This window comes from Alkalibacillus sp. S2W, assembly GCF_046764385.1.
Lineage (GTDB): Bacteria > Bacillota > Bacilli > Bacillales > Alkalibacillaceae > Alkalibacillus > Alkalibacillus almallahensis.
The window spans coordinates 265,806-289,945 of sequence record NZ_CP177234.1 but is presented as its reverse complement, the minus strand read 5'-3'; the positions used below and the strand labels follow the sequence as shown (position 1 = coordinate 289,945).

Below are 24,140 nucleotides of genomic sequence, written 5' to 3'. Positions count from 1 at the left end.
AAACGATGTTTTTTCATCCAATGGATATTTTAATATTTGCGGCACTCGGGTTAGCCATGTGGGCGCAATCAAAAGTGAAAGGAAACTTTGAAAAGTGGTCACAAGTCCAGGCATCTGCTCGAATGAACGGAGCTCAAGTCGCACGTCGCATACTAGATGCTGAGGGGCTTCATCATGTACAAGTGACACACTCGAAACAAGGAGCTCTCTCCGACCATTACGATCCAAAAGCGAAAACCATTCGATTATCTGACCCAGTCCATAACGGCAACTCTATTTCATCATTATCCGTAGCAGCACACGAAGTCGGTCACGCGATTCAAGACTCGACGAATTATTCAATGTTATTATTGCGTCATAAACTATTCCCAGCTGCCAATATTGGGTCGCAAATGGCGCCTTTTCTACTCATCGGTGGTTTTCTTTTAGAAATGGCGAACTTAATAACCGTGGGGATTATACTCTTTTCGGCTGCGGTGTTATTCCAAGTTGTGACGTTGCCTGTCGAATATGACGCCAGCCGCAGGGCAAAAAAACAACTCGTCCAACTAGGCATGATCTCAAATCAAGAAGTCCATGGCGTTGGTAAAGTATTAAATGCTGCTGCATTGACTTATGTAGCGAGTACACTCATGGCTGTCTTGCAGTTAATTAAATTTATTATGATTGCTCGAAGCCAGCGTTAAAGGAGTGATGAATAATGAAACTATTAACACCGAAAAAAGCATCTCCCTACGTGAAGCAAGGGTTTAGTGAGATGGAAAGCTATTTATCACCTATACTTAAAAAGAGTATTATCTATTCAATGATTGCCTTTCCACTGATCACCATATCTGTGTTTAACCTTATCTATCTATTAACAACCGTTTCAATCAATCAGGAAACAGCTATAATCATCGGTGTGCTGGCTGTTCTCGGCGCTGTAGGAATGGCACTATTCAAAGAGTCCATGCATCATAATCGTTCATTGCAACAGCAAAGTTTAAACTATATTTATAAACGCATACAACAAAGTGAAACGGTACCTGCTCAAGCCATTGAACGTTATATACGCGACCTTAAAGCTAATCCAGGCCGCGCTTATCAAACCTTTCAAACGTTTTTACAGCATGAGGAAAGGTTGACGCACCATGACTGATAAACAACAAATCATCTTAAACAATGCCATTAAGCTATTCTCACACAAAGGTTTCTCCCAAACGTCGATGCAAGCAATCGCTGATGAATGCGACATTTCTAAAGGGGCGTTATATGCTTATTTCAAGTCGAAGAACGATTTATTATTTGCTGCATTAGAATACTATTTTGATAGTATATTAGTTCGGATTTCGACCATTACAGAACCTAAGGACCCGCATGAACGATTAGTCGCCCAATTAACCTATTTTTTCGAAAATGTGATTGAGCATCGCGAATTCATGGAACTCCCTTATGAACAAGGTGGTTACTTAAGCGAATCGATCCGCCAAGTCATCCGGGATAAATACACTGACGTTCATCGATTTTATATGCAAGGGTTAGAGACTCTTTATGGTCAAGCTATCAAACCCATTCTATATGATTTAGCCTTAATGCTGGAAGGTATGATTCGCGCTTATATTCCTGTCATCATTCATGCTAATTCACATTATGACATGGAATCACTCATACGTTTTGTGCTTAAACGAGTCGATGATATTGTTAGCGGATTTAGCAGACGCGAAGATTTGCCATTTTTAAACGACATTCAAGTAAAACAATTATTAAAAAAAGCGCATGATCAACAGCTATCGTGGTACGATGCCATTGAACTGCGCTTATCGAAGTTAGAAGAAGTCGTACAAAACTTATCTCAGGCTAGCGATTACCAAGTTTCGATTGATGTCATTCGGGATGAAATAAACCGAAAACAAGTCAGAAAGCCCGTTATTACAGGGATGCTTTCTAATTTAGATGACGTCCCACACGCCCATCGTTATGTTCATGAAATTGAAATGGTTCTGTATCATGATATGTCGATTTAAGATAACCAAATCAGAAAGCTTATAAAAACAACTATTAGAATGCGATTAATGATAATCAACCAATGCTCTTTAGATTCTGGATTATGTATGAAAGATAGAACCGCGGATACAAAAAAGTAAGCCAATAACAAGATTAGGAACACATTTTCTATTATATCTGATATATTTGTTTCGATTAGTGAAGAAACCAATAACAACCCTATAAAAATCTGCATGATTCTATTTTGTATCCGTTTTTTCTGATCGTGATATGGTTGCTGGCGAAAAATCGCATCACCTGTCGCTTCCATGCCAAAGACGTACCGAAAACCGAATTGAAACATTAACATGAACAATCCGAAGACACATGTTAAATAAATAATCATAACACCTGGCATCTTAACACCCCAAAAACAAAATTTTACAGTTTTATTTAATCATAATTTTTATTAATTTTAAAGGAGTGACGACATGACTTACCCATCTCGAAAAGATATTTGGACCGCTATATTATGGTTTGGCATTATTGCAATTGCTCTAATCTGGACATTCATAAATAATGATATGCTTTTATTAAGTATTAGTATAATCGCGTTAATTATAGCAGTTTGGTTCTGGCTGACAGTTCGTTATCATGTAGAAGAACGCCATTTGACTGCCTATTATGGACCCTTTAAAAAATCAATCGACATTCATGATATTGAAAAAATTCGTTTAGTTCGTAGTCTTAAGTTTTCACCAGCACTGGCGCTGACAAGACTCGAAATTACATACGGATACGATCACCAAGTGATTCGCGTCTCCCCTTCAGATAATAGTTTATTTGTGAAGCAACTAATGTCGGTTAATCCTGATATTGAGTTTGAATAAGTGATCAGTTGGTAATGTAGAATTGAGCGGGTTTATGATACTTTTGTGCGAGTGGAACAAAAAAAGGTTGGTGCCTAATTAGCGCCAACCTTTTTCTTGTTATTCGAAGTTATTTTTGACTAAGTTGACTAATGTATCAATAGCTTCTTCTTCGTCTTCGCCTTCTGCTTTAAGGCCAATTGTCGTCCCTTTTTCAATTCCTAGCGTCATAACGCCGAGAATACTTTTAGCTTCAGTTTCTTTCTGCTCTTCACCTGTTACAATTTTAATATCAGAAGAAAACTTGCTAGCTTCTTGCACAAATTGTTGTGCTGGGCGAGCGTGTAAACCTGTTTCATTTTGAACGACTACTTCTACTTGCTTCATGATAGGTCCTCCTTATGCTTCGAGCGCTGCTAACAACTCGTCACTTGAAGAAGCGTCTTGTAACTTCTGACGGAAATCTTCATGCATGAGTTTTCGTGATAGTTGCGACAAGATTTGTAAGTGTTCATTCCCTGCTTGCTCTTCAGGAATCGCAATCATAAATACTGACGTCACGGGGTTACCATCTAATGATTGCCAATCAACTTCATTGGTTAAACGAGCAAAGGCAAGACCCGGTTCACTAACACCTGTTGATTTGCCGTGTGGAATCGCCACACCAAAACCAATTCCTGTCGATCCTTCTGCTTCACGATTTAGCACCGCTTCTTTATAGACGGCTGCATCTTCTACAACGCCTGTATTTTGCATGACTTTGATTAATTCGTCAAGACTTTCATCTCGAGAATTTGCATCAAGATCAAGTAAGACATGTTCTTTTTTCAATAACTCTTTTAATTCCATTTAAATCGAACTCCTTTTTGTATCTTGCTGTATTAAGCTTCTGTGACTTGTTCGGGTTTTCTCTTAAACAATGCAACTAATACGGCTGATACGACAGCACCAATTGCAATCGCTAATGCGTATAAGAAGACATTCGTTACAGCATCACCTATAAATAACACGAAGACTCCCCCGTGATTCACACGTAATAATACATCAAATGCCATCGTTAATGCACCTGCTGTGGCTGAACCAACTACTAATGCCGGAATAACACGGAATGGATCAGCCGCCGCAAATGGAATCGCGCCTTCAGTAATGAATGATATCCCCATAACACCAGCTGCTTTACCAGCTTCGCGTTGTTCAGGGTTAAATTTATTTTTCACAAATACAGTTGCTAACCAAACACCTAACGGCGGCGTCATACCTGCTGCCATGACTGCTGCCATTGGGCCAAATAATTCACTTGCAAGTAAACCTGAGGCAAAGGCGTAAGCTGTTTTGTTAACAGGACCACCCATGTCTATAGCCATCATTCCACCTAAAATAAGACCTAATAGAATTGCGTTAGCTCCAGACATTGATTGTAACCAATTTTCTAATCCTGTCATCATCGCCGCTACAGGATCATTAATAACATAAAATAACGATAGACCTGTGATTAAAGTAGCTAATAAGGGTATGATTAAGACAGGCATAAGCCCTTCGAGGTTTTTCGGAACTTTCACAAACTTCTTGATTGCAAGAGCCACATAACCTGCTAAGAAACCACCAATGATACCACCTAAGAAACCAGTTCCCACTTCATCCGCAATCAAACCAGCAACTAAACCAGGCGCCAAACCAGGTTTATCCGAGATTGAATACGCAATAAAACCAGCTAAAACCGGAACCATCATCGAGAACGCTAGACCGCCGATTTCATTTAGATAGAAAGGAAGTGACCCTTCTTCTGGTGAGTCTTTCACACCAAAAGCAAACGATAAGGCCATCAGTAAACCACCCGCTACAATCAGTGGAATCATGAAGGAAACACCATTCATTAAGTGCTTGTAAAACCCTTTACCTTCGCCTTTTTCTTGTTTACTGACTTGTTCGTCATGTTCTTCAGTTGACTTCTCTTCCATGTTTACCGCGCGATCAATTAAGCCATCCGCATTTTTAATCGCTTCACTAACACCAACGCGAATGATATTTTTCCCAGCAAACCGCTCTTCATCCACATTTGTGTCAACGGCTAAAATGACGGCGTGAGCTTCGCGAATGTCCTCTGCTGTCAATTCGTTTTCAGCACCGACACTTCCTTGCGTTTCTACCCTCATTTCCACGTCTTTACCTTTTGCCGCTTGGTCCAATGCCTCGGCTGCCATGTAAGTATGGGCAATCCCCGTTGGACAAGCTGTGACTGCTACTAACTTTGTCATGTTTCTAACCTCCCCAAATCATTTAATCCTATTTTCTCAACAGAAACCGACTCGACATGTGCTTCGATCTCCTCTAAGGTGCATACCGTTGTCCCTACTTTCGAGGCCGTAATCGTTCCTGCTGTTGTCGCCCATTTGGCTAATGTTTCAAAATCATATCCTTGGTTGAGCGCATACACCATAGCGCCAACCATTGAATCCCCTGCTCCAACCGTGCTCTGCGGTGTGATTGAAAACGGTTTTACTTGATAAGCTTCTTTTTCACTAACAAATAGTGCCCCGTCTCCACCTAAAGAAACAGCAACTATGTTGATACCTGACTCAACTAATTCCTGACAAGCTTTAACGATTGCTTCAGTCGATTCAAAACTTGTTTCAAACAATTCCTCTAACTCATGGATATTTGGTTTAATGACATGTGGCTTAGCTTTAATCCCTTCTTTTAGATTAGGACCACTTGCATCTAAAATCGTTTTTACACCATATTCTCTTGCTAAGTTGATATAACGCTTGTATTGATCATCGTCTACACCATCTGGGGTGCTTCCGCTTAAAACTAAGTAGTTTGTATCAGCTAATAATTTAGTTAATTTTTGTTCGAATGCTTGTAGCTCGTTGTCAGATGCCTTGATACCTGGTTCATTAATTTCTGTCGTGACGCCTTTAGACTCATCAACGATTTTCAAGTTGGTTCTGACATCTCCAGAAACTTGTTGGAAATCATAATCAATCGATAACTGAGTTAACGCATTTTCAATCATGCGGCCAGTTGATCCGGCGCTAAAACCAGTTGTCTGTGTTTTCATATCTAGCTGTGTTAATACTTTAGCGACATTAATTCCTTTGCCACCTGGATCAGTCACAGGATCTGACTTCAAACGATTTAAACCACCTATTTCAAACTCGGGTAATGAAATCGTTTTATCCAGAGCGGGATTTAGTGTCACTGTCAGTGGTTTGGTCATGATTTAATCCTCCTGAAGCTTTACAATATCTAATTTGACACCTATCTGATCTAATTCTGTTTGATACCAATCATCAACATGATTATCCGTAATTAAGTGATGAATCATACTAAGGTCCGCAAATTTCGCAAACGTAATTTTATCAAACTTACTATGGTCAGCTAATACGATCGCATCCGATGCTTGTTGGACCATCAATTGCTTAGTAGAAGCTTCGATTAAGTTCGGTGTCGTGAGTCCATCTTCCAAATCAATACCGTTTGTTCCGATAAATGCTTTATCAACATGCAAAATGGATAAAGTTTGATCAGTAATTGGTCCGACTAATGCTTGCGTTTCATGACGCAGACGACCACCTGGAACGATCACTTCAAACTGGGGTGAATCTTTTAACAGCTCAGCATGGACAACCGAATTCGTGACAACCGTTAAGGATTGAAACTGTTTTATTTCATAAACTAACGGAAGTGTTGTCGTTCCTGCATCGATTAAGATGGTGTCACCTTCTTGAATATACGATGCTGCGCGTTTGGCAATGGCTTGTTTTTCTGCTAGAAACCGATCAGATTTTTCTGTAACAGTCGGTTCGAAATTGACACTTTCAAGCGCAATGGCGCCTCCATGCGTTCGTTTGATCACGTGATCTTGTTCTAATTCTTTTAAGTCACGACGAATTGTCGATTCTGACACATTGAATGCATCACACAATTGTAGAACTGAAGCCCGTTGATGTTTTTCGATATAATTCTGGATTAGCTGTTTTCGCTCTTCACCATAAAGCAAATAAACAACACCTCTCTTAATCACATATATGATCACTTTTGATTGTTTATGATTGTATTTGACTGATTTTGATTATAATAGATGATGTAAGCGGTGTCAAAGATTTTGTTGAAAGTTGACTCCCAACGCTTCATCCATTTATGATAAAATTCACTCAAGGAGTTGATTGATTATGACTGAAATTAAAGGCATCGGAGCCTCTAATGGCGTTCAAATAGGAAAAGCCTTTGTACTTCAAGACCCTAAATTAACGATTAATGAAGATAAAGCTAGCGACGTCCAACAGCAAAAAGATCAATTTAATGATGCTGTGGAACAAGCTAAGCTTGATTTAGAACGTATTCAAAAGCATGTCGAACAGGAAATGGGCGAGGATCATGCGAAAATCTTCGGTGCTCATTTGCTCGTTTTACAAGACCCTGAGCTACTGAATGCGGTCAATAATAAAATTGAGTCCGAGCAAGTTCATGCCGACAAAGCGTTAAATGATACAGCAAATCAATTTATATCCATGTTCGAAAGCATGGACAATGATTATATGAAAGAACGCGCTGCTGACATTCGCGATGTTTCAAAGCGAGTCATCTCGTATTTATTAGGTGAACCTTTAGTCACAACGAGTGATATCACAGAAGAAGTCATTCTAGTTGCCCATGATTTACTTCCTTCTGATACCGCTCAACTTAATCGAAAATATGTGAAAGGAATCGTGACAGATATAGGAGGGCGAACATCACATTCAGCCATCATGTCTCGTTCCATGGGAATTCCAGCAGTTGTTGGTACTTCGGAAGTCACGAATTCAGTGGATGGTGGTATGACCGTCATTATTGATGGCCAAACAGGCGATGTCATCATAAACCCGACTGACGATCAACTCAATTCATACCGAGCGAAACAACAAAAAGAACAAGAAGAAGCTGAACAGTTAAAGAAGCTAATTGGACAGCCTGCTAAGACAACAGATGATCACACAGTCGAACTAGTTGCGAACATTGGTTCACCGAAAGATTTAGAAACCGTTATTGAAAATGATGGCGAAGGAATCGGGTTATTTAGAACTGAATTCTTATACATGGATCGTGACAGCCTGCCAACAGAAGAAGAACAGTTCCAAGCTTATCAACAAGTCCTATCGACGATGGCCAATAAACCTGTTGTGATTAGAACTTTAGATGTTGGTGGCGACAAAGACTTACCTTATTTAGACTTACCAGAGGAACTAAATCCATTCTTAGGTTTTCGTGCATTACGTTTATGTCTAGAAAGAGATGATTTGTTCCGCGTCCAATTACGCGCTTTATTACGCGCTAGTGTCTATGGCAATCTTAAGATCATGTTCCCAATGGTTGCTACATTAGAAGAATTCCGTCAGGCGAAAGCGATTCTTGAAGAAGAAAAGCAAAGCTTGATTCAAGCAGGTCATGACATCAGTAATGATATCGAGATTGGTATTATGGTTGAGATCCCATCGACTGCTGCCTTAGCTGATCAATTCGCTAAAGAAGTTGATTTCTTCAGTATCGGTACAAACGATTTAATCCAGTATACAATGGCTGCTGATCGCATGAATGAACATGTCAGTCACCTCTATCAGCCATATCATCCAGCAGTCCTTCGCTTAATTCAGCAAGTCATTGATGCTTCTCATGCAGAAGGTAAATGGACAGGCATGTGCGGAGAAATGGCTGGCGATGAAGTAGCTATCCCGATTTTACTCGGTCTAGGCTTAGACGAATTTAGCATGAGTGCTTCAGCTGTCTTGCCAGCACGAAAGCAAATTCAAAACTTAAGTTATAGTGCATTACAGGAAGCAACAACTGAAATCCTATCACAATCAACTAACGCTGATGTTAAAGCGTATGTAGAAAAGCACTTCTTAAACTAATGACTTTATAAAATTAATACCATAATCTAGTCATTAAATTATTGGAAGTGAACATGATAAAAAAGGGTTAAATTGCTATGCAATTTAACCCTTTTTCTTTGTTATATCTTTATTTTGAGTGTTTAGTGAAAGAACTTAAGCTTTTAAATAACACCAGTTACTATAAGTATATTAATTCAAAAGCCTTGATTATAGTAATTCCTTATTTTTCTTGTATGATCGTTTTAAAGAAATGTAGTTAGTCAAAAACCAAAACAAAGAAAAAACTACTAATATTCCAATGATATCAATCCATTCATTTTGATTGCTGGGCACACCTATAAACACTAAATATAACAGAATAAAAATACCTGCAAAACTACTTGTTTTAAAAATAATATGCCTTAACTCTTTACTATAAGCTCCTTCTGTTACTATATCGGTATATTCTATACCAGATATTGTATATCGCCCTGTGACGTAAATAAGGAATAATGCAATAGCCATTAAAAGGGAAGTTTCAGCGTCTAAGTGGAAATAGTTATTTAAGATAAGTAATCCTACAAGGGTAAATAACAGAAGTATTGCTCCTTCTGCGAAAAAATACAATACCCTCTTTTCCTTATATTCATCATCCGGTAATAAAAAAGATATCCAAGACTTCATGACAACTCATCCTCCCAGAATAGATCATCTAATGTTTTGTCTAATTCTTTCGCAATAGCGATACACAAGTTTAAGCTGGGATTGTATTTTCCCTTTTCAATCAATCCAATGGTTTGCCTCGTAGCATTTACTCGCTTTGCAAGCTGTTCTTGAGTAAAACCCTTTTGCACTCTAGCTGATTTTAATTTATTGACCATATAATCCCTCACGCACACTGTGTAATACATATTTTACTTTATGTTAAATATATATTACATCCTATCCTGATAAAATGCAATATATTCTACATTCAAAATAAAAAAATAGTTCAGTTAAGGGGCAAGTAATAGTTTTGCACCCAAAAACTGAACTACATACAATTAAACGAGAACTTGCTTTTAATTAAGAAGCCAAATCTTGATTTTCTTTTCGACTGATTCTTGTCATAAAGAACGCTAACACTAAACCAAGTAGTGAGAATAGACCAGCTAAGAAGAATGAGGCATTCACCCCTTGCAGCTCTCCCTGAACTCCTCCACTCGGATCAGCTAACGTGACCATCACTGTCACCATCAATGCTGTGCTAATTGCACCTGACATTTGTCTAAATGTATTGTTCATCGCTGAACCATGTGCAATTAAATGCTCTGGTAAGACGTTTAAACCAGCTGTTGTCACGGGCATCATCACCATTGCAATACCAAACATTCGAACTGCATTAACTGCAACTAAATAGAAATAACTCGTTTCTGGCGTTAAATTGGCGAACATGAATGTGGTCACCGTCGTTAGTGTCAAACCGACATACAATAACCATTTAGGTCCGAATTTATCAAATAAACGACCTGTAATAGGATTCATCATGCCCATTAAAATAGCTCCAGGCATTAGCATAAATCCTGCTTCAATCGGTGAGTAACCTAACGTATTTTGCATCATAAGCGGTAATACAATTGCCCCACCAATCATAGCAAAGAAAGCAGTCATTCCAATCACTGTTGCAATCGTAAAGATTTTATATTGAAAGATACGAAACTCTAATATAGGTTGTTCTAATTTCAGCTGTCTTAAAATGAAAATCGTTAAGGCAATCGCTCCGATAACCATGGAAATATAAACATCAGGTGAGCCCCAACCTTCATTTCCGGCAACACTAAAGCCATATAATAGACCACCAAAACCTAGTGTCGATAGAATAATAGATAACACATCGATTTTCGGAAAATCTCGTTTCGTTACATTCTTCAAAATAAAGAACGCGACAATAATATCAATAATGGCAATCGGTAAGACAACCCAGAATAGACTACGCCAGATAAATTGTTCTACTAACCAACCTGATAATGTCGGACCAATTGCTGGCGCAAAGGCAATTACCAACCCGAACAAGCCCATTACTTGTCCACGTTTTTCGATTGGAAAAATTAAGAATATGACTGTCTGCATGAGCGGTAGAATGATACCTGCTCCGGCAGCTTGTAAAATACGTCCACCTAATAAGAATCCAAATGTCGGCGCAATGGCACACAATAAAGTCCCGACTGTAAAGGAGCCAATTGCTGTTAAAAACAATGCCCTTGTTGTAAATCGACCAATCAAAAAGGCCGTCACAGGGATCATAACCCCGTTCACTAACATAAATATTGACTGTAACCACTGTGCGGTAGATTCATCAATTTGTAAGTCCCGCATAATATGTGGAAGTGCTGTACCGAGTAATGTTTGGTTTAATATCGCAACAAACGCGCCTGAAATTAGGACGAGCATTAACGGCGCACGTTTGATATCATCTTTTTCTTGTTGGTCTCCTAGTGACATTATTATTCCTTCTTTCTATAAATTAACCACCAACAATTAATCATAGCAAAAATATTTCGCTTTACGAAAGGTTTTGCTTAAAAAATTTCTATAAAAATAAAACACCGCTTTAAATGATCAAGCGATGTTCCGTTTCAGGACTATTATGTTGGGATTCGTCAATCAAATCTTCTTCTTGAAAATAAGAGAACATAAAATAAATAACGAAAGCCATAATGATGACAATAGCAATCATGGTCCCAACAATTGTTTTCCCTTTAATGTTCATTCAATTGCCTCCTTACAACGTCCATGTTATTTCACAGCTTCGAAAGTGATCGTGTTCGTTTCTCCATTAATTGGCGCTTCTTCTTTATAGTCTGCTGTTAATGATATATTAATAAACCCAGCTTGTGCTAACATAAGTCTAAGCTCTTCAATGCCGAACCACTTAAACGATACACGTTCTAGCTCCGCTTCAACAAATTGTCCGCGGTGCCAACGTTCATATTTGTGATGTGACATAATGAGCTGATTGACCCAACTCACATCTATTATTTTATCTTCTAACGTAATCACATCACCATCAAATGTCTCCCATTCATATGTTGTAACATGTCCGACTTCAGTCGTCTTCGGAAATGTTACATCAAATATGAGGCGACCATCAACATGTAAATGATCATAAAAACGGGTTAGAGTTTCCATTATTTGATCCCACTCACTCAATGTATGAATGGAACCAGAAGGTAATATAATAGCATCATAGGTCGCATCAATCGAAAGGGTTTGCATCTCCCCTTGGAACAGACGTGTAGGAAGATGTCTTGCTTCGAGATGATCTTTACATAAATCTAACCAATCCGTTGAAACATCCATCCCTTCAACGTTCAGACCTGACTCAATTAACGGAATCATCAAACGGCCTGTCCCAACAGAAGGCATTAATACTTTCCCTTGAACACCTTTTAAACGCTCACGATAAAATTCAAGATCACCATATGGATCTCCTATAGGATGAATTAAATCATAAACTTCTGTTGCCATTGAATTATAAAATCCATACATAAACTAACGCGCACCTTTTATCAATTTATAACAAGAGATCCCTAAACAGATCTTTTCATATATTACACAATTAAAATAACTAAAACTGTAACGAGTGGTACTACCAAAGCGACAATATTACAAAACAAGCCTGCTTTTGCTAAGCCTAACCCAGGCGTCTTTTGTTTGCGAATCATACCAATCGCAAAAACACCAAATAATATCCCTACAACCGAAACGACCATCCCCATAACAGTCCAAACCAGCATACTCACTAATGAGACAACACCTATGACAAGTGACGCAATAGCCAAACCACTATGCGGAGCTTGTTGTTGACCTTCCGTAGAATCCATAGTTTCACCTCTAATTATTATTCCTAAGTAGCTTAACTTTAACATAAAATGGTCTTTCTAAAATAGTAACCCACTTTCAATCATATTATAGAGCAGCACCCCTTATATAAGGAAGGTGATTGGGCCTTGAACTTTTCTCATTATATATTATTAACGCTGATTGTGATCGGGTTAACTGCTCTTCTCCGCATCATTCAATTACGTAGTTATACAAGAATGCACTTATTTTTCAGCTTTTTCTTACCGTTATTAGTCATAGGTGGTCTGTTTTGGTTAGTCGGAAGCAGTAACACCCTTGCATCATCGTTGTTTTATGGCATTGGCAAACCAATGACTATTTTGAGCATCATCGGATTAATTGCTGGCTACAGTTGGTTGTATGCCATCAAACGATAATAAAAGCTACCCACATGAGTGAGTAGCTCTTGTTTCAAAGTCATATTTAAGTTGATGGATTCCAGTGATTTACAAGTAACGCTTTAACTTTGGCTGTGCGCTTAAAGAAAAACTGGACAAGCGGGCCAATACCAAACGCTACGATCACTGTGCCTATTCCGATCGGACCACCAATTAAGAATGCTATAATCATAATCAAAATCTCTAATCCTGATTTAGAAACAGCTAAGCTCAATCCTGTTCGATAATGGACAGCCATCATTAAGTTATCGATCGGATTACGAGCAAAGTCTAATTGTAAATACATACCAATGCCTGCACCCATTCCTAAAATACCTAAACCAAGTAACCCAATGCGTGCTGTCATTTCGGTTATCATCACGCCATCAAATACGACAAGCAACCAGAAGTCGATAAATAAACCGATTAGGAAAATGGTGATGACAGCTGAGTAATCAAACTTACTTTGCAGTAAAAACTTATTAATAATAATGAGTACAATACCAACAAGGAAAATCCATGTTCCAACAGTCATCCCGAATATATTCGACAAGCCGACGAACAGTGCATCCCAAGCACCAACACCTAAATCAGACAAAATTAACATCGTAATACCAAACGATAGGGTTAACATTCCAATTACATAAAACATAATGGAATACATTAAATCTTTCATTATATAAACACCCATTCTATTTCAAATCAATTCAACTTAAATATAATACCACGCTTTCACATTCAAATACAATATTAATAACCATATGGTTTGATTTACATAATAAAAGAATCTAGCGGTAGTATGATATTGGATATAATCAGTGAAAAAACGGTGTAACCTAGCACACCTAGACTCGTGACTAATAAACTGATAATGGTATATAATTCTTTCTCCTCACCAATTTGACGCTCCCACATTTTCCATTCTACGATTCCATATATCAACCCGATAAAGCTTAAAACTCCCCACATCCAATGAGGATCAAAAGCTATTAAATAGATTATATAAATAACGATTAAGCCTATCATGGCCGATAGACGTACGTTATTCCAGGGAATTGTTGATTCCATGATGTCACTCCTTACTTTTACAACTACATTAACCATACCCGTTCAAAACCCATCTTATGTTATTTTGTTGAAAAAAATAAGTGCGTTAAGACCTAAGCTAGCCATAAAAATCTGATATGATAGAATGATTATAGGTTGAACAAAGGAGGCTTTTAACCATGAAAATCAAATCAATCGAACCCACACCAAGCCCTTATTCCATGAAAATTAATGTTGATGAACGCCTGTCAGATATGGAAACTCAAACATATACCCAAAACGATGATTTAACTGATGCTCCGTCCTATGTATCAGACTTAATGGCGATCGAAGGGGTAAAAGAACTCTATCGCGTCATTGATTTCATCGCTTTAGAACGCCATCCAAAAGTCGAATGGGAAACGATTTTACCCCAAGTTGAAGCTGTATTAGGCAGTGCAGATCACGCCGATATAGAACAGGAACAAACATCAACAGATTACGATGATGAAGCCTTTGGTGGTGTTCAAGTTTATATCCAACAATTTCGAGGCGTACCGATGCAAGTCAAATTAATAGAAAACGATGAAGAACAGCGTTTCGGTTTACCTCAACGCTTTACTGATGCTGCAATGGAAGCTTCAAAAGATTCAGCCAATATGCTGATGGAACGCGAATGGATCGAACAAGACCCTCGTTATGGGCACGCAGATGATATTGGACAAGACGTGGTCGAAGAGATTGACGCCACCTATCCAGATAAGCGGCTAAGAACTCTTGTCGACATGGCTCAATCAGGTGAAAACGACCAGCAACAAGGAAAGGTTTTAAAACCTTTGACTGAGGCTGATTTAGAACTTGATGATTGGAAAAGTCGTTATGCTGCCTTAGACCGTATACCTGATCCGACGACCGATGACTTACCAATCCTCGGAAAAGCCTTAAAAGATCCGAAAATGTCGATCCGTCGTTTAGCTACAGCTTACCTAGGCATGGTGGAAGAGAAAGCGACCTTACCTTATTTATATGAGGCTTTACAGGATAAAACCGTTACCGTCCGGCGCACAGCAGGTGACTGCCTATCAGACATTGGTTTTACAGACGCCATTCCACAAATGATCGACGCTCTCCAAGACAAAAGTCGCATCGTTCGGTGGCGCGCAGCTATGTTCCTATATGAATATGGCGATGAATCAGCCATCCCTGCCTTACAAGACACATTAGAAGACCCTGAATTTGAAGTCCGAATGCAAGCTAAAATGGCATTTTCCAGGATCCAAGAAGGCGAATCAGCGCAAGGATCTATTTGGAAGCAAATGGCTGAGATGACCAAACAAAAAGATAATCAGTCATAGGCGCCCCCCCCTTTTAAGTATAGCTTTGTTAAAGTTCGTTGTTGATATTGTGATCCGCTTTCGTTGAATGGTTTAGATTCGCTGTATGTTTGGGAGATTTCGCTGTATCATGCGGTGATTTCGCTGTATCGGGCAATGTTTTCGCTGTATCATAGGAAAATTCCGCTGTATTGAGCGACAATTTCGCTGTATCACAGCGATTCTCGAATCATGCGATGTTCCCATGACGGCAATGTCGCCACCTTCGCTTCTCACAAATCAACAACTCAATGCTATACCATTTGAAATACAACACTAAACTTTAACAGAGCCTTAATTATAGAAAAGAGCTTAAATGATTAGCAGACAAATTGGTAGGAAAAAATAAATGGTATGATGTCTATAAGGGAGCGGATTCTAGTGAAATGGATGGTTCCACTATTCATGGCTTTATTTTTATTAGGCTGTCAAACAGACGGTGACCAAGAAACAGAAGAATCCTCGGATGAAACAGCTAGTGAAGAGGATTCGACTGAGGAATCAGTTGAAACAGAGTCAAGTGAGAACGGAGATCCCAATGGAGAAAATGTAGAAGAATTAACGTTTCTGGAAGAACCAGAAACAGTAGTTGATGATTTGAATAGACCATGGAATATCGTTAAAAATGATGATGAATTTTACATGACCGAACGCTCCGGATCAATCGTTTATTATGATGGTGAAAATATGGAAAGACAGACGGTTGAACTTGAACAAGAAGTCGCTTCCGGCCAAGGAGAAGGAGGCTTGCTTGGTATGGTTCTAGACCCGGAGGATGACCAAACCGCCTATATTTATCATACGTATCAGACTGGTGAGGGAATGTTCAATCGCATTATAGCAATTGAATTATCAAACCAAACCTGGCAAGAAACCGATATATTGGTCGATGAAATTCCAGCAGGTCGAATCCATGACGGCGGACGACTTGCAATTGGACCAGATGACTATTTGTATGCCACCACAGGTGATGCAGGCGATGAAAACCTTTCCCAAGAAACAGATAACCTAGCCGGTAAAATCTTGCGTATGGACTTTGACGGATCAATTCCAGATGATCAACCATTTGAAGATTCATTAATTTATTCCTATGGCCACAGAAATCCACAAGGACTCGACTGGAACGAAAACGACGAATTATATAGCTCAGAACACGGGAGCACAGCATATGATGAAATCAATCATATTGAACCAGGAAACAATTATGGCTGGCCAGTCGTTCGCGGCGATGATACAGCCGATGGAATGGAACCCCCAACCATTCATTCCGGCGAAGAAACGTGGGCACCATCCGGAGCGGCATTTGACGATGAAGGAAATCTTTGGGTAACCGGACTAGCAGGACAATCCCTCTACCGCTTCGATATCGAATCAGGTAACCAAGAAATAATCTTGGATGATGAAGGTAGATTGCGGGATATCCTCGTTGCAGACGGTGAAGCTTACGTATTGACAAACAATACAGATGGACGTGGTAACCCAGAAGAAGGTGATGATCGGTTATTGAAGATAGCGGAGTAGTTTTTCGGATTGGAAGGGTTCTATAGAAAGCTCCATTGTGAGGGTTAAGCTTGCACTTGCGAGAGTTCAGCTCCGCCCTCACACTTTCGAGGATAATCAAATCTACAAAAAAGGCTCTAGTTAACTGAAAATCAGTCACTAGAGTCTTTCCATCAATCTTCATCCGAGTTCCATCCCGAGTGCTCATCTTTATTCATCGAATCATTTCGATTCATTTCTTCCTCGGCCAATGGATCAATTAGCCAATCTATATAAAAAGTTTCGACGTTCTGAGCTCTTTCTCTCACTATTCCACCCAACCCTTATCCTTCACCTTCGAAATGGCTTCGATTCGATTCGATACTTCCAGTTTATCAAAAATAACCGAGATATAATTACGCACTGTTCCGTTCGTTAGATGCAGTTCCTTGGAAATTTCCTTGGTGCTTTTCCCCTTAGAAATTAACTCAATGACTTCACTTTCTCGTTCCGTTAAAGGACTGTCTTCCTCATACACCAAGTCGATTAACTCGGGCGCATATACCTTCCGACCATTTAAAATCGTTCGGATCGAACTGGCCAACTCTTCACTTGGACTGTCTTTTAGTAGATACCCACTAACTTTAGCTTTACGTGCCCGTTCAAAGTAACCCGCCCTTGCAAAGGTGGTCAAAATGATGACTTCACACTTCTGGTCGACCATTTCCTCGGCTGCTTCCAACCCATTTTTAATCGGCATTTCAATATCCATAATACAAATATCCGGCTTCAATTCATTTACCAGTCGGACGGACTCTTCACCATTTTTGGCTTTGCCGACTACTTCCATATCTTCTTCAAGGTCCAACAAAGAACCTAGTGCTCCAAGTAACATTCCTTGGTCTTCAGCCAACACGATTTGAATCATTTTAACCCTCCTGTTTCATGACATTGGGTATGGTCACAGTCAATTTTGTTCCATTTTCATCACTTATGATTTCCAGTTTTCCATTTACAAATTCTAACCGGTCTAGCATTCCATTCATCCCATGGCCGTATGCTGAGCTACCTTTAGTATCTATTCCGACGCCATTATCTTCAATCGTCAAAACTGTTTCATGCGCTGATTCGGTAGTGGTTATATTGCAGTGTGTCGCATGACTATGCTTAACGACATTGTTCACAGCCTCTTTTAAGCACATGCTTATGACATTTTCTACTAACGAGGGGGCATGTTTTAGTTCTTTGTCGCCTTGGATATCGTTCTGAATTGTTGCCGCTTCCAACAGCTGCTTAACATGCTTAATCTCCTCAGAAAACTTCGTTATTCGCATGCCCGATAACATATCTCTGACTTCTTTTAAGGCTGTGCGAGCAGTTTGGTTGATATTCTGGATTTCAACTTTAGCTGTATCAGGATCTTTGTCGATCAGGCGTCCAGCCAAATCGCTTTTTAATCCAATCAAAGATAGCTTTTGTCCTAGTGTATCATGCAAATCACGAGCAATTCGTTGACGTTCTTCAAAGACCAGTAGCTGTGAAATTTTATCTTTGGCATCGGATAACTGTGCCTCAAGCTTCTGCCTTTTTCTCCGGTTGTATGTATTGATCGGTAGCAATACTACCCCAAGAATGGTCAGGATTAAAAATGGCCATTGAGATAAGAACAGCTCTTGCTGTGTAAAATAACTTGATGCCGAAGCAACAACGGTCAAAACTAAATGAACGACATAAAGTGAAATAAAACCACTTTTTTGTTGCACATTTCCGATGAAAAAAGCAATAAATAATGAAAAGTATACATATCCATAAAACAAAGACATGCCAACACTAATCAGCATCATGATTGAAACACATATGTACAAAAGCCCCCCAATCGATAGAAAGGAAAGCCGGTACGCAACAAAGAATATAACAATCAACAACACACCCAGCAATATTTCCGACAATGTATTTGACCGAAAAATGAAGTAAAAGGGCAATAAGCTCGAAATCACCCATACGTATATGCTCAAACTTATATTTTTAGGGAATAAATTAAACCAATTTTGCATCAAAAAATTTCCTTTCTTGAATCTCTTATCAGTATCACCCATTTTACCAAAAAAAGAAACCATCCACTTTGTGAATGATTTTCTTTTACTGACGTTTAGTTTTCTGTGGACACTTTATCAGAAGATTAGAGGCTTTCATTAATTTCTTTAAAGTGAACGAAGGTCTTACTCTTCTCATCGAATAACTTAAATCGGATCGATTTCAAGCTGGTTCCCATCGTAATCGTCGTTGCCTGTTGCAAAGGTGGTATCGACTCATGTACCTTTTCCAGATTATAATTCGGCACTTTAGGACTCAAGTGATGAACATGATGGTAGCCGATATTCCCCGTGATCCACTGAAGAACACGTGGAAGCTTATAATAAGAACTTCCATCAATAGCTGCTTTAACATAATCCCACTCAGATTCATCTTCAAAATAAGAATCCTCAAACTGATGTTGAACATAAAACAACCATATTCCAAGAGACCCTGCAATAAACGCAATCGGTAACTGAACAATCAAAAAGCTCGTCCAACCAATCGCCCATATCAATAGAGCAGTGATTCCAATAATTGAAATATTGATCAAATACGTATTTTGGCGTTCTGTTTTCTTAGCATCTTTTCTATTTCTTCGGTTCGTTATTAAAAATAAATAAACGGGACCCAACACGAACATAACAAACGGATTTCTATATAAGCGATATTGGAGTCTCTCCATCTTTGATGACTTCTTGTACTCTTCTACAGTCATGACCCAGACGTCACCCGTACCCCGCTTATCTAAGTTGCTGCTAGTAGCATGATGAATGGAGTGTTCTCTTTTCCATTTCCTATACGGGAACATTGTGAGAATCCCTGTAACCGTTCCAACAAAATGATTCAGTTTGCGATTTTTAAAAAACGACCCATGACAGCAATCATGAAAGATAATAAATACTCTCACCATAAATCCACCCGCTAAAACTGATAGGCCGATGGATAAAATCAATGATACTGAAATCGCTTCATAAGCTAAAAACCAAAGCAAAAAGAATGGAGGCAATGTATTAACCAATTGCCATACACTTGATTTCGTACCGGAGCTTTCAAATGGTTTGATGTCTTGTTTAAGTTGAGCTAACTTTTTATTCGCCATAACTACCTCCAATGATAAGTCTTCTTTCACTCATCTTAGGAAAAAACAGCTCGCTTAAATAGTCATGAACGTCAGGAGTTTTATGTGACAAACGTCATATGTTTTAGATTGAGACTCATGGCCAAACAAAAAAGCCATGACTGATTGATGTCATGATACTTGATATGGAGCCAAGGGGGTCGAATGATTCAATTCCATAACTGTCATCCACATAAGTCATAATGCTCATCATATGTTTCGACTTATTTTGACAAACTGAGTATTTAGTGATAAATTATCTAATGTTAAAAAATTTTTTAACATTATTAACAGGAGGTTGGTTATGAAGAAGGGAACATCAAGTCTTAAAAGGAAGCTCTTATTGGTATTTCTTCCTTTAATGGTTATCGGACTTTCAATATTTCTCATTCTGTCTTATAACATCTCAAAAAGTCAGCTAGATGAGGAAATTGAACATAGAATTACAAACTTACAAGACGATGCCATTAGTCAAATTGAAGAAAGATTCGCCAGACATGAGCAACTTGCTGAAACAACAGCAAGTACGATATCTTCTACTGGTGATTCAGTATCTGAAGAAGATTACATACAAATGTTAGAGAACAATATTGCAACTAACGCTGATACATACGGCTCAGGCATTTGGTTTGAACCATACGAATATGATGAAGACCGAGAATATTTTGGTCCGTATGTCTATAAAGATGGTGAGGATTTAGTCTATACAGATGTCTACGAAGAAACGGATTACGATTACCCGAGCTGGGATTGGTACACTCAAGCTGAAGGATCAGAAGAAGCGGTTTGGGGTGATCCTTACTATGATGATGCTAGTGGAATTACGATGGTCACAACAACCGTCCCTTTCACTGATAGTTCAGGTAATTTCAACGGGGTCGTCACAGCTGATACCGATTTAACACAAATCCAACAAATCATTTCCGATATCCAGATCTACGACTCCGGCTGGGCATTCGGTTTTGATAATAACGGGCAAATCATCGCCCACCAAGACGACTCACTCGTGATGAATTCAACTATTAGCGAAACAGACATGTTTGGTGATTATGCTGATCAACTAACAGGAAGTGAACAAGGTCAATTCACAGTAGATGCTGGTGATACAACGAATCAAGTCTACTATCGTACGATGCCAACGACAGGCTGGACATTTGGTATTGCCGTGCCAGAAGATGAAATTTATGCATCACTTAACGATTTATTAATTCAACAACTTATTACTGGTGTGGTCGTGCTTCTTGTACTCGGCACAGGCATTTATATCTTTAGCGGGCGTTTATCAAAACCGATTACGACCTTACGTGAAAAAATGGATGATGTGGCTCACGGTGATTTAACCGTCGAAGCACACCACCAGTCTAATGACGAAATCGGTTATTTATATGATCACTTCAATAAAATGGTTCAACATATGAGAGAGTTGTTGCAGAAAACCCATGAATCAGCCGAAGTCATCCGTTCATCATCTGAGAACTTCAGTGCTGTCAGTGAGGAAACAACTGCATCAAACGAAGAAATTCAAGGCACGATGAACGAAATCGCGAAAGGTGCTCAACAATCATCAGAAAACCTTGAAACCATGACAGATCAAATGAACCAATTAAGTGAACAGATCGATTCTATTTCTGATAGTAGTGCTAGTATGAACGAGTTAGCTAATGAAGCGGTTACCGTTAATAACAAAGGGTTAAATCAGATGGATCAGCTCGCTGAATATTCAAATGAATCGAAACAACAATTTAATCAAGCGGAAAATGTTGTCCAAGAATTAAATAATCAAATTCAAAAAATAAGCGACTTCATTCATACGATTAACGATATTTCTGAACAAACGAATCTATTAGCCCTAAATGCTTCAATTGAAGCTGCACGCGCAGGTGAAGATGGTAAAGGTTTCGCCGTTGTCGCTGAAGAAGTTCGGAAATTAGCCGAGCAGTCTTCAAATTCAACAGAAGAAATTCGCAAAATCATTGATGATGTGAAAGAGCGCTCCAACGAAGCGATTCATTCGATGAAAGAAGCGAAATCAACGACTGATTCTCAAAATGAAGTCGTCGACGAAACGGTTCAAGTCTTTAACGATATTGGCCAAGCGGTCCAGAACATCACCGAAAGTGTTGAACAGAACGTCCAAGCTATTCAAGAGATGAATCAATACAAAGATCATGTCGTCGGCTCAGTTCAATCCATTTCAGCTAATATTCAAGAAACAGCTGCATCCAATGAGGAAATTAATGCTACGATTGATGAACAAACGAATGCTCTACAATCATTATCCGAATCAGCTGAAGACTTAAATGAATCAAGTGAACAACTAAACAAATTGATTAATGAATTTAAATTAAATCAACAGTAATGTTTAAAGAAGTTTAGTCAAAAAGTAATAATACAGAGTAAGACCCGAAGGATTTAAAAATAAATCCTTCGGGTCTTTTGCTTAAATAACGCTCCATCAAAGCACTTCGCTTGGTTCTACGTGACATAAGCTCAACATCGGCTCTGCTTAGGCAATCGCCGTGTTTCCTTTACCGGGGCACGGCTCGAGCCTCCTCGGCCGAAAAGCATGGCCTGCGGGGTCTCGAGACGCGTGCTGTTCCCGTGACGACCCGGACGGTCTAATGTCGGCGTTGGTCACAGGACGTGACCGCTTTTAGTCGACCAGGCGTCTACGCATTTTGATTCCGCTTTGTTACTGCTTAACTATAATGAGTTAAAAGCATTTTGTTTTAGTCCATTTTATTGGACAATCATTTAATTCAAACGAAAGATTTATGAAATCCACTCATTTCCATAAACTATTGGAACTTAAAGGCGTTTCAGTCTATAATAAGGACAAATAAGGAGGCCGTATTATGCACGAGATTAGACCATTAAATGAAGCAGAATTTCGCGACAATGTCATCTTACACGAACAAGCCTACACGGCGAATGCTGCCGAAAAGGAAGAAGATATTAAACAATTAGTCGAACGCGAAAAATCATTACTCCAAGAAACCAATTCAGTCGTTCCATATGGCGCCTTTGAACAGAACCAATTAATCGGCTCCATGAAACTGTTTGACTTTCAAATGAATGTGTTCGGAACATTCTTACAAGTTGGCGGACTCAGCTCTGTGGCCGTTGATTTGTTACATAAAAAGGAACGCGTGGCAAAGTCATTAGTCGATTATTTTCTCGATCATTACGACAAACGTGGCTATGCGCTCACAACTTTATATGCTTTTCGTCCAGACTTCTATTATCAAATGGGCTTTGGCTACGGCAAGAAAAAGGATGTTTATACCATTGCACCGCACGCTTTCCCAAACTTTAATCACAAAAATGACATCACGTATTTAACACCTGACGACAAAGATCATCTTGTCACTTGTTATAATCGTTTTGCTGAACAACACCATGGGGTCATGAAAAAAGAAGCGTTTCAATACAAACGCCCATTCGAACAATTCGATATTAAAATCGTTGGTGTTAAACAAAATGAGGTCATTACAGGCTATGCGATCTTCTCGTTCAAAAAACGCGAAGTGAACAATTTCTTATCCAGTAACATTACAATCCATGAATTTGTTTACACAAACCGTGATGCTTTACAACAATTGTCGACGTTTTTCCATACTCAAAAAGACCAAGTGAACCGCATTTCCGTACCAACGCAAGATGATACACTCCATCACTTTTTCACCGATGCGCGTGATGGATCAGACAATCTCGTCAATTTCGTTTATCATCAAACCAACACATCTGGACTTGGGTTAATGTATCGAATTATCAACGTTGAACGCTTTTTCAATCAACTCAAGCAGCATAATTTCAACAACGCCAATCACACGGTAACTTTCCAAGGGACAGACTCGATGTATCCGGCGAATGCTGGCGATGTAACCGTCGCTTTCACAAATGGCAAACCAGCTGTTATTCAAGGAGCAAAAGCAGACACAACCATCAAAATTGATATTTCTGATTTAACGAGTCTGTTATTAGGTGTAATTGATTTCCAGAAACTTTATCTTTATGGAAAAGTCGAATTGTCTAATGATAACCATGTGGACATTATTGACGATATCTTTCGCACAAGACATCAACCAATTTCCATGACTAATTTCTAATCTAAAAAATCCGAACCC

28 protein-coding genes are annotated in these 24,140 nt (G+C 39.1%); 10 read left to right on the top strand and 18 right to left on the bottom strand.

Going from position 1 to position 24,140, the window contains the following annotated elements; translation table 11 throughout:
* Nucleotides 1-5 precede the first annotated feature (5 nt).
* Genes ACKXGF_RS01625 through ACKXGF_RS01615 form a run of 3 tightly spaced genes read left to right on the top strand, consistent with a single transcriptional unit; the run spans nt 6 to nt 2,003 of the window.
* Nucleotides 6-686 (top strand): zinc metallopeptidase, encoded by a 681-nt coding sequence (locus tag ACKXGF_RS01625; RefSeq protein WP_411954576.1) that lies wholly within the window; start codon nt 6-8, stop codon nt 684-686.
* 14 nt (nt 687-700) lie between these two features.
* Nucleotides 701-1,138 (top strand): DUF5392 family protein, encoded by a 438-nt coding sequence (locus ACKXGF_RS01620; RefSeq protein WP_411954575.1) that lies wholly within the window; start codon nt 701-703, stop codon nt 1,136-1,138.
* Nucleotides 1,131-2,003, top strand: a complete 873-nt coding sequence (locus ACKXGF_RS01615; RefSeq protein WP_411954574.1) for a TetR/AcrR family transcriptional regulator — start codon at nt 1,131-1,133, stop codon at nt 2,001-2,003. Before ACKXGF_RS01620 ends, ACKXGF_RS01615 begins: the two co-directional genes overlap by 8 nt.
* Here the strand turns inward: ACKXGF_RS01615 and ACKXGF_RS01610 are convergent.
* Entirely contained in the window at nt 2,000-2,380 is a 381-nt protein-coding gene (locus ACKXGF_RS01610) for a hypothetical protein (RefSeq protein WP_167262214.1), read from the bottom strand. The genes ACKXGF_RS01615 and ACKXGF_RS01610 overlap by 4 nt on opposite strands.
* 73 nt (nt 2,381-2,453) lie before the next feature.
* On the opposite strand from ACKXGF_RS01610, the gene ACKXGF_RS01605 reads away from it, so the two are divergent.
* On the top strand, nt 2,454-2,852 hold the full coding sequence (locus ACKXGF_RS01605; protein ID WP_411954573.1) for a PH domain-containing protein: 399 nt from the start codon (nt 2,454-2,456) through the stop codon (nt 2,850-2,852).
* A gap of 99 nt (nt 2,853-2,951) precedes the next feature.
* On the opposite strand, the gene ACKXGF_RS01600 is transcribed toward ACKXGF_RS01605, so the two are convergent.
* The 5 genes from ACKXGF_RS01600 to ACKXGF_RS01580 are packed head-to-tail and all read right to left on the bottom strand — an operon-like array spanning nt 2,952 to nt 6,858.
* Entirely contained in the window at nt 2,952-3,218 is a 267-nt protein-coding gene (locus tag ACKXGF_RS01600) for an HPr family phosphocarrier protein (RefSeq protein ID WP_167262216.1), read from the bottom strand.
* Between the two features lie 12 nt (nt 3,219-3,230).
* The gene (locus tag ACKXGF_RS01595) at nt 3,231-3,680 is read right to left on the bottom strand and encodes a PTS sugar transporter subunit IIA (RefSeq protein WP_411954572.1); all 450 of its coding nucleotides are present in this window, start codon (nt 3,678-3,680) and stop codon (nt 3,231-3,233) included.
* 32 nt (nt 3,681-3,712) lie between these two features.
* Complete coding sequence (locus ACKXGF_RS01590; protein ID WP_411954571.1) at nt 3,713-5,086, bottom strand: PTS fructose transporter subunit IIC; 1,374 nt, start codon at nt 5,084-5,086, stop codon at nt 3,713-3,715.
* Complete coding sequence (gene pfkB, locus ACKXGF_RS01585; protein ID WP_411954570.1) at nt 5,083-6,051, bottom strand: 1-phosphofructokinase; 969 nt, start codon at nt 6,049-6,051, stop codon at nt 5,083-5,085. Before pfkB ends, ACKXGF_RS01590 begins: the two co-directional genes overlap by 4 nt.
* A 3-nt stretch (nt 6,052-6,054) precedes the next feature.
* A complete protein-coding gene (locus ACKXGF_RS01580) occupies nt 6,055-6,858 on the bottom strand; it encodes a DeoR/GlpR family DNA-binding transcription regulator (protein WP_411954569.1) in 804 nt (267 codons plus the stop codon).
* 148 nt (nt 6,859-7,006) lie between these two features.
* Here ACKXGF_RS01580 and ptsP point away from each other — a divergent pair, with 148 nt between their 5' ends.
* Complete coding sequence (gene ptsP / locus ACKXGF_RS01575; RefSeq protein WP_411954568.1) at nt 7,007-8,722, top strand: phosphoenolpyruvate--protein phosphotransferase; 1,716 nt, start codon at nt 7,007-7,009, stop codon at nt 8,720-8,722.
* A 189-nt stretch (nt 8,723-8,911) separates the two neighbouring features.
* Here the strand turns inward: ptsP and ACKXGF_RS01570 are convergent, their stop codons facing one another.
* The 6 genes from ACKXGF_RS01570 to ACKXGF_RS01545 all read right to left on the bottom strand — a co-directional run bounded on the left by ACKXGF_RS01570 (nt 8,912) and on the right by ACKXGF_RS01545 (nt 12,546).
* A complete protein-coding gene (locus ACKXGF_RS01570; RefSeq protein ID WP_411954567.1) occupies nt 8,912-9,367 on the bottom strand; it encodes a DUF3278 domain-containing protein in 456 nt (151 codons plus the stop codon).
* Nucleotides 9,364-9,564, bottom strand: coding sequence for a helix-turn-helix transcriptional regulator (locus tag ACKXGF_RS01565; protein ID WP_411954566.1), 201 nt, complete (start codon nt 9,562-9,564; stop codon nt 9,364-9,366). Before ACKXGF_RS01565 ends, ACKXGF_RS01570 begins: the two co-directional genes overlap by 4 nt.
* A gap of 184 nt (nt 9,565-9,748) precedes the next feature.
* The gene (locus ACKXGF_RS01560; protein WP_411954565.1) at nt 9,749-11,164 is read right to left on the bottom strand and encodes a DHA2 family efflux MFS transporter permease subunit; all 1,416 of its coding nucleotides are present in this window, start codon (nt 11,162-11,164) and stop codon (nt 9,749-9,751) included.
* Between the two features lie 109 nt (nt 11,165-11,273).
* Nucleotides 11,274-11,432 carry a hypothetical protein gene (locus ACKXGF_RS01555; RefSeq protein ID WP_167263626.1) on the bottom strand — a complete coding sequence of 53 codons (159 nt, stop codon included), beginning with the start codon at nt 11,430-11,432 and terminating at the stop codon, nt 11,274-11,276.
* Between the two features lie 26 nt (nt 11,433-11,458).
* The gene (locus tag ACKXGF_RS01550) at nt 11,459-12,211 is read right to left on the bottom strand and encodes a class I SAM-dependent methyltransferase (RefSeq protein ID WP_411954564.1); all 753 of its coding nucleotides are present in this window, start codon (nt 12,209-12,211) and stop codon (nt 11,459-11,461) included.
* 62 nt (nt 12,212-12,273) lie between these two features.
* Nucleotides 12,274-12,546, bottom strand: a complete 273-nt coding sequence (locus ACKXGF_RS01545; protein ID WP_411954563.1) for a DUF4190 domain-containing protein — start codon at nt 12,544-12,546, stop codon at nt 12,274-12,276.
* Between the two features lie 126 nt (nt 12,547-12,672).
* Here ACKXGF_RS01545 and ACKXGF_RS01540 point away from each other — a divergent pair, with 126 nt between their 5' ends.
* Complete coding sequence (locus tag ACKXGF_RS01540) at nt 12,673-12,942, top strand: hypothetical protein (protein WP_411954562.1); 270 nt, start codon at nt 12,673-12,675, stop codon at nt 12,940-12,942.
* A gap of 46 nt (nt 12,943-12,988) precedes the next feature.
* Here the strand turns inward: ACKXGF_RS01540 and ACKXGF_RS01535 are convergent, their stop codons facing one another.
* Nucleotides 12,989-13,618 (bottom strand): YczE/YyaS/YitT family protein, encoded by a 630-nt coding sequence (locus ACKXGF_RS01535; RefSeq protein WP_411954561.1) that lies wholly within the window; start codon nt 13,616-13,618, stop codon nt 12,989-12,991.
* A 95-nt stretch (nt 13,619-13,713) separates the two neighbouring features.
* Nucleotides 13,714-14,010 (bottom strand): hypothetical protein, encoded by a 297-nt coding sequence (locus tag ACKXGF_RS01530; protein WP_411954560.1) that lies wholly within the window; start codon nt 14,008-14,010, stop codon nt 13,714-13,716.
* A 158-nt stretch (nt 14,011-14,168) separates the two neighbouring features.
* Between ACKXGF_RS01530 and ACKXGF_RS01525 the strand changes: the two genes are divergently transcribed.
* Both ACKXGF_RS01525 and ACKXGF_RS01520 read left to right on the top strand, forming a co-directional pair.
* Nucleotides 14,169-15,323, top strand: a complete 1,155-nt coding sequence (locus tag ACKXGF_RS01525; RefSeq protein WP_411954559.1) for a conserved virulence factor C family protein — start codon at nt 14,169-14,171, stop codon at nt 15,321-15,323.
* A gap of 408 nt (nt 15,324-15,731) precedes the next feature.
* Nucleotides 15,732-16,862 (top strand): PQQ-dependent sugar dehydrogenase, encoded by a 1,131-nt coding sequence (locus ACKXGF_RS01520; protein WP_411955543.1) that lies wholly within the window; start codon nt 15,732-15,734, stop codon nt 16,860-16,862.
* 152 nt (nt 16,863-17,014) lie between these two features.
* On the opposite strand, the gene ACKXGF_RS01515 is transcribed toward ACKXGF_RS01520, so the two are convergent.
* The 4 genes from ACKXGF_RS01515 to ACKXGF_RS01500 form a co-directional block, all read right to left on the bottom strand.
* On the bottom strand, nt 17,015-17,149 hold the full coding sequence (locus tag ACKXGF_RS01515; RefSeq protein WP_411954558.1) for a hypothetical protein: 135 nt from the start codon (nt 17,147-17,149) through the stop codon (nt 17,015-17,017).
* Entirely contained in the window at nt 17,149-17,748 is a 600-nt protein-coding gene (locus ACKXGF_RS01510; protein WP_411954557.1) for a response regulator transcription factor, read from the bottom strand. Before ACKXGF_RS01510 ends, ACKXGF_RS01515 begins: the two co-directional genes overlap by 1 nt.
* A gap of 1 nt (nt 17,749) precedes the next feature.
* On the bottom strand, nt 17,750-18,874 hold the full coding sequence (locus tag ACKXGF_RS01505) for a histidine kinase (protein WP_411954556.1): 1,125 nt from the start codon (nt 18,872-18,874) through the stop codon (nt 17,750-17,752).
* Between the two features lie 125 nt (nt 18,875-18,999).
* On the bottom strand, nt 19,000-19,995 hold the full coding sequence (locus ACKXGF_RS01500) for a fatty acid desaturase (protein ID WP_411954555.1): 996 nt from the start codon (nt 19,993-19,995) through the stop codon (nt 19,000-19,002).
* Between the two features lie 322 nt (nt 19,996-20,317).
* On the opposite strand from ACKXGF_RS01500, the gene ACKXGF_RS01495 reads away from it, so the two are divergent.
* Together ACKXGF_RS01495 and eis are read left to right on the top strand one after the other, a co-directional pair.
* Complete coding sequence (locus ACKXGF_RS01495; RefSeq protein WP_411954554.1) at nt 20,318-22,372, top strand: methyl-accepting chemotaxis protein; 2,055 nt, start codon at nt 20,318-20,320, stop codon at nt 22,370-22,372.
* 496 nt (nt 22,373-22,868) lie between these two features.
* On the top strand, nt 22,869-24,122 hold the full coding sequence (gene eis / locus ACKXGF_RS01490) for an enhanced intracellular survival protein Eis (RefSeq protein ID WP_411954553.1): 1,254 nt from the start codon (nt 22,869-22,871) through the stop codon (nt 24,120-24,122).
* The last annotated feature ends 18 nt before the right edge of the window (nt 24,123-24,140 follow it).

Bases quoted from the DNA above. Each gene is read 5' to 3' on its own strand.
- ACKXGF_RS01625 (WP_411954576.1), top strand. From the start codon at position 6: ATGTTTTTTCATCCAATGGATATTTTAATATTTGCGGCACTCGGGTTA.
- ACKXGF_RS01620 (WP_411954575.1), top strand. From the start codon at position 701: ATGAAACTATTAACACCGAAAAAAGCATCTCCCTACGTGAAGCAAGGG.
- ACKXGF_RS01615 (WP_411954574.1), top strand. From the start codon at position 1,131: ATGACTGATAAACAACAAATCATCTTAAACAATGCCATTAAGCTATTC.
- ACKXGF_RS01610 (WP_167262214.1), bottom strand. From the start codon at position 2,380: ATGCCAGGTGTTATGATTATTTATTTAACATGTGTCTTCGGATTGTTC.
- ACKXGF_RS01605 (WP_411954573.1), top strand. From the start codon at position 2,454: ATGACTTACCCATCTCGAAAAGATATTTGGACCGCTATATTATGGTTT.
- ACKXGF_RS01600 (WP_167262216.1), bottom strand. From the start codon at position 3,218: ATGAAGCAAGTAGAAGTAGTCGTTCAAAATGAAACAGGTTTACACGCT.
- ACKXGF_RS01595 (WP_411954572.1), bottom strand. From the start codon at position 3,680: ATGGAATTAAAAGAGTTATTGAAAAAAGAACATGTCTTACTTGATCTT.
- ACKXGF_RS01590 (WP_411954571.1), bottom strand. From the start codon at position 5,086: ATGACAAAGTTAGTAGCAGTCACAGCTTGTCCAACGGGGATTGCCCAT.
- pfkB (WP_411954570.1), bottom strand. From the start codon at position 6,051: ATGACCAAACCACTGACAGTGACACTAAATCCCGCTCTGGATAAAACG.
- ptsP (WP_411954568.1), top strand. From the start codon at position 7,007: ATGACTGAAATTAAAGGCATCGGAGCCTCTAATGGCGTTCAAATAGGA.
- ACKXGF_RS01570 (WP_411954567.1), bottom strand. From the start codon at position 9,367: ATGAAGTCTTGGATATCTTTTTTATTACCGGATGATGAATATAAGGAA.
- ACKXGF_RS01565 (WP_411954566.1), bottom strand. From the start codon at position 9,564: ATGGTCAATAAATTAAAATCAGCTAGAGTGCAAAAGGGTTTTACTCAA.
- ACKXGF_RS01560 (WP_411954565.1), bottom strand. From the start codon at position 11,164: ATGTCACTAGGAGACCAACAAGAAAAAGATGATATCAAACGTGCGCCG.
- ACKXGF_RS01555 (WP_167263626.1), bottom strand. From the start codon at position 11,432: ATGAACATTAAAGGGAAAACAATTGTTGGGACCATGATTGCTATTGTC.
- ACKXGF_RS01550 (WP_411954564.1), bottom strand. From the start codon at position 12,211: ATGTATGGATTTTATAATTCAATGGCAACAGAAGTTTATGATTTAATT.
- ACKXGF_RS01545 (WP_411954563.1), bottom strand. From the start codon at position 12,546: ATGGATTCTACGGAAGGTCAACAACAAGCTCCGCATAGTGGTTTGGCT.
- ACKXGF_RS01535 (WP_411954561.1), bottom strand. From the start codon at position 13,618: ATGAAAGATTTAATGTATTCCATTATGTTTTATGTAATTGGAATGTTA.
- ACKXGF_RS01530 (WP_411954560.1), bottom strand. From the start codon at position 14,010: ATGGAATCAACAATTCCCTGGAATAACGTACGTCTATCGGCCATGATA.
- ACKXGF_RS01525 (WP_411954559.1), top strand. From the start codon at position 14,169: ATGAAAATCAAATCAATCGAACCCACACCAAGCCCTTATTCCATGAAA.
- ACKXGF_RS01520 (WP_411955543.1), top strand. From the start codon at position 15,732: ATGGTTCCACTATTCATGGCTTTATTTTTATTAGGCTGTCAAACAGAC.
- ACKXGF_RS01510 (WP_411954557.1), bottom strand. From the start codon at position 17,748: ATGATTCAAATCGTGTTGGCTGAAGACCAAGGAATGTTACTTGGAGCA.
- ACKXGF_RS01505 (WP_411954556.1), bottom strand. From the start codon at position 18,874: ATGCAAAATTGGTTTAATTTATTCCCTAAAAATATAAGTTTGAGCATA.
- ACKXGF_RS01500 (WP_411954555.1), bottom strand. From the start codon at position 19,995: ATGGCGAATAAAAAGTTAGCTCAACTTAAACAAGACATCAAACCATTT.
- ACKXGF_RS01495 (WP_411954554.1), top strand. From the start codon at position 20,318: ATGAAGAAGGGAACATCAAGTCTTAAAAGGAAGCTCTTATTGGTATTT.
- eis (WP_411954553.1), top strand. From the start codon at position 22,869: ATGCACGAGATTAGACCATTAAATGAAGCAGAATTTCGCGACAATGTC.